The organism is Acidisphaera rubrifaciens HS-AP3 (genome assembly GCF_000964365.1).
In the GTDB taxonomy this organism is placed as follows: Bacteria; Pseudomonadota; Alphaproteobacteria; order Acetobacterales; family Acetobacteraceae; genus Acidisphaera; species Acidisphaera rubrifaciens.
Genome location: NZ_BANB01000341.1, coordinates 1 through 5,969, shown reverse-complemented (window position 1 = coordinate 5,969; position 5,969 = coordinate 1). Strand labels below are relative to the sequence as shown.

At 69.5% G+C, this 5,969-nt stretch carries 6 protein-coding genes; all 6 read right to left on the bottom strand.

The features are described from left to right. On the bottom strand, positions 1–230 hold a 230-nt coding region (locus B8460_RS10780), incomplete at its 3' end, for a hypothetical protein (protein ID WP_048861603.1). After that, positions 205–900: an urea ABC transporter ATP-binding subunit UrtE gene (gene urtE, locus B8460_RS10775; protein ID WP_048861602.1), complete on the bottom strand. Its 696-nt coding sequence runs from the start codon at positions 898–900 to the stop codon at positions 205–207. The genes B8460_RS10780 and urtE, both read right to left, overlap by 26 nt. Positions 901–903: 3 nt before the next feature. Then, positions 904–1,677: an urea ABC transporter ATP-binding protein UrtD gene (urtD, locus tag B8460_RS10770; protein WP_048861601.1), complete on the bottom strand. Its 774-nt coding sequence runs from the start codon at positions 1,675–1,677 to the stop codon at positions 904–906. Beyond that, on the bottom strand, positions 1,674–2,786 hold the full coding sequence (urtC, locus tag B8460_RS10765) for an urea ABC transporter permease subunit UrtC (protein WP_048861600.1): 1,113 nt from the start codon (positions 2,784–2,786) through the stop codon (positions 1,674–1,676). The genes urtD and urtC overlap by 4 nt, the downstream gene beginning before the upstream one ends. Further along, positions 2,783–4,378, bottom strand: a complete 1,596-nt coding sequence (gene urtB, locus B8460_RS10760) for an urea ABC transporter permease subunit UrtB (RefSeq protein ID WP_048861599.1) — start codon at positions 4,376–4,378, stop codon at positions 2,783–2,785. Before urtB ends, urtC begins: the two co-directional genes overlap by 4 nt. Positions 4,379–4,401: 23 nt before the next feature. Then, on the bottom strand, positions 4,402–5,775 hold the full coding sequence (gene urtA, locus B8460_RS10755) for an urea ABC transporter substrate-binding protein (RefSeq protein ID WP_084623502.1): 1,374 nt from the start codon (positions 5,773–5,775) through the stop codon (positions 4,402–4,404). Positions 5,776–5,969 lie beyond the last annotated feature (194 nt).

Sequence of the window (5,969 nt, the reverse complement as noted above, 5' to 3'; positions counted from 1 at the left end):
GCCGTGCGCAGCCGGTCGCCGCCGGCGATGCCGCCCGCCGTGTTCAGCAGCACCGCGACCGGCGCGCCGCCGCGCTCCGGCCGGGGAAAGCGGGCCTTCAGGCACCCTGACTGATACAGGTCGCGCAGTGCCGTCGCGCCGTCGCGCAGGCCGAAACCGATACGAAGCTCGCCACGGGCACGTTGCGGGGTCTCGGTCGCGGCCTCAGACGGACAGGCGGCGTCGTACATCCTGTTCGTCCAGCTCCCCCGGCGCGCCCGACAGCACGATATCGCCGCGATCCATCACGGCGATCGTCTGCGCCAGCTCGCGCGCGAAGTCGTAATACTGCTCGACGAGCAGGATGGCCATGTCGCCGCGCCGGCGCAGCAGGGCGATGACGCGGCCGATATCCTTGATGATGCTCGGCTGGATGCCCTCGGTCGGCTCGTCCAGCACCAGCAGGCGCGGTTTGGTCACCAGGGCGCGGGCGATGGCGAGTTGCTGCTGCTGGCCGCCCGACAGGTCGCCGCCGCGGCGGCGCAGCATGGTCTTCAGCACCGGGAACAGCTCGTATATCTCGTCCGGCACCCGCCGCGCCCGCCGTGGCAGGACGGCGAAGCCGGTCTCCAGATTCTCGCGCACGGTCAGCAGCGGGAAGATGTCGCGTCCCTGCGGCACCCAGGCGATGCCGCGCCGGGCCCGCTCGTAGGGCGGCAGGCGGCTGATATCGGCCCCGTCCCAGCGGATCGCGCCGCGCGTGATCGGATGCGCGCCGACGATCGCGCGCAGCAGGCTCGTCTTGCCGACGCCGTTGCGGCCGAGCAGACATGTGACGGCTCCGGCGGTGGCGCTGATCGACACGCCCCGCAGCGCGATGGCCGCCCCGTAATGCAGATCGACGCCCTCGACCGACAGCATGCCCTAGCGCCCCAGATAGACTTCGATCACGCGCGGGTCCTCGCTGACATGGTCGATCGTCCCCTCGCTCAGCACGCTGCCCTCGTGCAGCACCGTCACCTTCACGCCGAGCGCGCGCACGAACGCCATGTCGTGCTCGACCACGACGACGCTGCGGGTGCGGTTGATCTCGCGCAGCAGCTCGGCCGTCTGCTCGGTCTCCGCGTCGGTCATGCCGGCCACCGGCTCGTCCACCAGCAGCAGTTCCGGCTCCTGCGCCAGCAGCATGCCGATCTCGAGCCATTGTTTCTGCCCATGCGACAGGTCGCCGCCGCGCCGGGCGCGGTGGTCCGACAGGCGGATGGTGCGCAGGATCGACTCGATGCGTGCCCGTTCCTCCGCCGTCTCCCGGGCGCGCAGCGTGAAGCCCGGGCGGCGGTCGCCGGCGAGCGCCAGCAGCAGGTTGTCCCAGACGGTGTGCGGCTCGAACACGGTCGGCTTCTGGAACTTCCGCCCGATGCCGAGCTGCGCGATCGCCGGCTCGTCCAGCTTCGTGAGGTCGGTGTCGGCGCGGAACACGACGCGGCCGGTATCGGGCCGGGTCTTGCCGGTGATGACGTCCATCATGGTCGTCTTGCCGGCGCCGTTCGGGCCGATCACCGCGCGCATCTCGCCCGGCGCCAGCACCAGCGACAGGCTGTTCAGCGCGCGGAACCCGTCGAAGCTGACGCTCACGCCATCCAGGTACAGCAGGGTGTCGGCGACCGCGCCGATCGCGCCCTCCGGTTCGGCGCTCATCCCGTGGCTTCCTTGGCGGCGCTCGCGGCCGCCGCGGCGCCGGGCACGTCGTCGCGCCGGCGCATGCGGACCAGGCCCATCAGCCCCTTCGGCATCACCAGCGTGACGAACACGAACAGGAAACCAAGGGCATAGAGCCACGCCTCCGGCAGCGTGCCGGTCAGCAGCGTCTTGGCGAAATTGACCAGCACGGCGCCGAGGATCGGTCCGGCCAGCGTGCCGCGGCCGCCGACGGCGACCCAGATCACCGCCTCGATCGAGTTCGTGGGCGCGAACTCGCCCGGGTTGATGATGCCGATCTGCGGCACGTACAGCGCCCCGCCGATGCCGGCCATCACCGCCGACAGCACCCAGATCACCAGCTTGTAGCTCTCCGGCCGGTAGCCGAGGAAGCGGGTCCGGCTCTCGGCGTCACGCACGGCAATCAGCACCTTGCCGAAGCGCGACCGCGTCACGGCGCGCGCGAGCACGTATTGCAGCGACAGCACGACGCCGGTCGCGACCAGCAGGGCGGCGCGCGTGCGGCCGCTCTCGATGTTGAAGCCGAGGATGTCCTTGAAATCGGTCAGACCGTTGTTGCCGCCGAAGCCCATGTCGTTGCGGAAGAAGGCCAGCAGCAGCGCATAGGTCAGCGCCTGGGTGATGATCGACAGATAGACGCCGGAGACGCGCGAGCGGAACGCGAGGTAGCCGAACACCAGCGCCAGCAGCCCCGGCACCAGCATGACCATGACGAGGGCGAAGGGAAAATGGCTGAACCCGTGCCAGTACCAGGGCAGGGCGTGCCAGTTCAGGAACACCATGAAGTCCGGCAGGAGTGGGTCGCCATAGACGCCGCGCGGTCCGATCTGGCGCATCAGGTACATGCCCATGGCATAGCCGCCGAGGGCAAAGAACGCCGCGTGGCCGAGGCTGAGGATGCCGCCGAATCCCCAGACGAGATCGACCGCCAGCGCCAGTATGCCGTAGCAGAGATACTTGCCGTACAGCGACACGATATAGGCGGGCGCCACCCCGCCGAGGGCCAGGGCGGCGACCAGGACGGCCGTCCCCGTCACGATGACCGGGACGGCGAGGGGGACGGCGAGAGCGCGGGGCGCGGGACTCATGCCTCGGCCGCCCGTCCCTTGAGCGGGAACATCCCGCGCGGCCGGCGCTGGATGAACAGGATCAGCAGCACCAGCACGACGATCTTGCCGAGGACGGCGCCGGCCACCGGTTCGAGGAACTTGTTGATGACGCCGAGCACGACGGCGCCCACCGCCGTGCCCCACAGATTGCCGACGCCGCCGAACACCACGACCATGAAGCTGTCGATGATGTAGCCCTGGCCGAGATTGGGCGAGACATTGTCGATCTGGCTCAGCGCCACGCCCGCCATGCCGGCGACGCCCGAGCCGAGGCCGAAGGTCAGGGCGTCGACCCATGGCGTGCGTATGCCCATCGCCGCTGCCATGCGCCGGTTCTGGGTCACGGCCCGCATCTGCAGCCCCAGCGGCGTGCGGCGCAGCACCGCCATCAGGGCGAACAGCACGCCGACCGCGAACAGGATGATGTACAGGCGGTTGAAGGTGATCTGCAGCCCGCCGATCTGCGTCGCCCCGCTCATCCAGGCGGGCGTGTCCACGTCACGGTTGGTCGGGCCGAAGATCGTCCGCACCGCCTGCTGGAGAATGAGGCTCAGGCCGAACGTCGCGAGCAGCGTCTCCAGCGGCCGGCCATACAGGAAGCGGATCATCAGCCGCTCGATCGCGATGCCGACGATGCCGGCGACGACGAAGGCGACCGGGATCGCCACCGGGATGCTGAGGCCGTACAGCCCCGGCGGCACATAGGCGCGGAACAGCACCTGCACCACATAGGTCGCATAGGCACCGAGCATGACCATCTCGCCATGCGCCATGTTGATCACGCCCATGACGCCGAAGGTGATCGCGAGACCGGTCGCCGCCAGCAGCAGCACCGAGCCGAGCGACAGGCCGTACCAGGCGCTCTGCGCGTAGTTCCAGAGACGGAGGTCGAAATCGAGGGCGCTGACCGCCGCCGCCGCCGCATGGGCGACCGCGGGCGGCTGGCCGGACAGGCCCTCCAGCAGGCCCCGCGCCTCCAGCCCGCCGCGTGCCCGCAGGGTCGCGACGGCGGCAAGCCGGTCGGCCTCCGACGCATCGGGTTTCTGCAGGATGGCCGCGGCCCGCGCCTGTTCCATCCGCGTCTTCACGCCGGCATCCGGCTCGCTGGCGATGGCGCGGTCCAGGGCGGGGATCGCCGCCGGATCGGGTTGCGCGAACAGCGTGTCCGCAGCCGTCGCCCGCACCGCCGCGTCCGGGGCGAACAGACGCAGCGCGCCGAGCCCGGCATCCAGCGCGCGGCGCACGGCGTTGTTGACGCGCACCTCCCGCAACGTGCCGGGGTCGGCGGCCGGGGCGCCGGTCGCCGCGTCGACATAGGTGCCGTCGGGGCCGCGTATGAACAGCGCGTGGTCGGCCCGCGCATAGAGACGGCCGCCCTGCAGCGCGCCGAGAATGGCGGCGGCCCTCGGGTCGCCGGATACCGCCAGCGCGGCGACCCCGTTCGCGATGTCGTCATAATGGCGCGACGACAGCGCGGCGAGGGCCGGGGCGACGCCGCCCTCGGCACTGGCCGGCCCGTGCGGGCCGACCAGAAGACCGAGCAGCGCCACCACGAGGAGGAGGGCGCGCATCGTCGCGCTCCGCGTCGTCCGGCCTACTTGCCCGCGGTCAGGCTGCCGGCACCCAGGCACTTGCCGATCTTGACGTTATAGTTGCCGCACGACATCGGCGGCCGCCAGTCGGCGATCAGGTCACGCGAGCCGGGCAGGTAGGGCGACCATTCCTGCGCCACGATCAGACCGGGCGTCTGGCTGACGATGTTGAACTGACCGTTGTCCTCGATCTCGCCGATCAGCACCGGCTTGGTGATGTGGTGGTTCGGCATCATCGCCGCGTAGCCGCCCGACAGGTTCGGGACGGAGACGCCGATCATCGCGGCGATCACCTTGTCCGGATCGGTGGTGCCGGCCTTCTCCACCGCCTTCACCCACATATTGAAGCCGATGTAGTGGGCTTCCATCGGGTCGTTGCTGACCCGCTTGGGGTTCTTGGTCCAGGCGCGCCAGCGCTCGATGAACGCCTTGTTCTCGGGCGTGTCGACGCTCATGAAGTAGTTCCAGGCGGCGAGATGGCCGACCAGCGGCTTGGTGTCGATGCCGGCCAGCTCCTCCTCGCCGACGGAGAAGGCGATCACCGGGATGTCGGTCGCCTTGATGCCCTGGTTGCCCAGCTCCTTGTAGAAGGGCACGTTGGCGTCGCCGTTGATGGTCGACACGACCGCCGTCTTCTTGCCCGCCGAGCCGAAGCGCTTGATCTGCGACACGATGCTCTGCCAGTCGGACTGGCCGAACGGCGTGTAGTTGATCATGATGTCTTCATCCTTGACGCCCTTGGACTTCAGGTAGGCTTCAAGGATCTTGTTGGTCGTGCGCGGATAGACATAGTCGGTGCCGGCCAGCACCCAGCGCTTCACGTGCTCCTCGCTCATCAGATAGTCGACGGCGGGAATCGCCTGCTGATTCGGGGCGGCGCCGGTGTAGAAGACGTTGCGCTCGCTCTCCTCGCCCTCGTACTGGACGGGATAGAACAGGATATTGTCCAGCTCCTTGAAAACCGGCAGCACCGACTTGCGCGATACCGACGTCCAGCAGCCGAACACGGCGGACACGTGATCGACGGAGATCAGTTCGCGCGCCTTTTCGGCGAACAGCGGCCAGTTGGACGCGGGATCGACGACGACCGGTTCCAGCTTGCGGCCGAGGACGCCGCCCTTCTTGTTCTGCTCATCGATCAGCATGAGCATCACGTCCTTCAGCGTCGTCTCGCTGATGGCCATGGTGCCGGACAGGGAGTGCAGGATACCGACCTTGATCGGGCCGTCGTCGGCCGCGCGGGCGGACGGGATGGCGACCGGTGCCACCGATGCGGCGGCGGTCGCCGCGGCGAACAGGAAGGTCGCCGCACGGGCGGCACGGCGCAGGCGTGCGGACAGGCCCGGTGTGCCGGGCCTCTGGCTGGCGGATGCCATCTTGTCGTGGTCTCCCCGATGATGTCGCAGCGGCGTCGGTGCCGCGTCGCGTGTGGTTGCTTCGTCAGCGCGCTTCCGGGACAGACGGAACGCAACCCGCGTGCCAACCCGCCTGCCCACCGGCGCCGGGCACCGCGCCCGCGCGCGATCGCCGCCCGCCCCCGGTCATTTCTTGCCGGCTGAAACGACAGGCC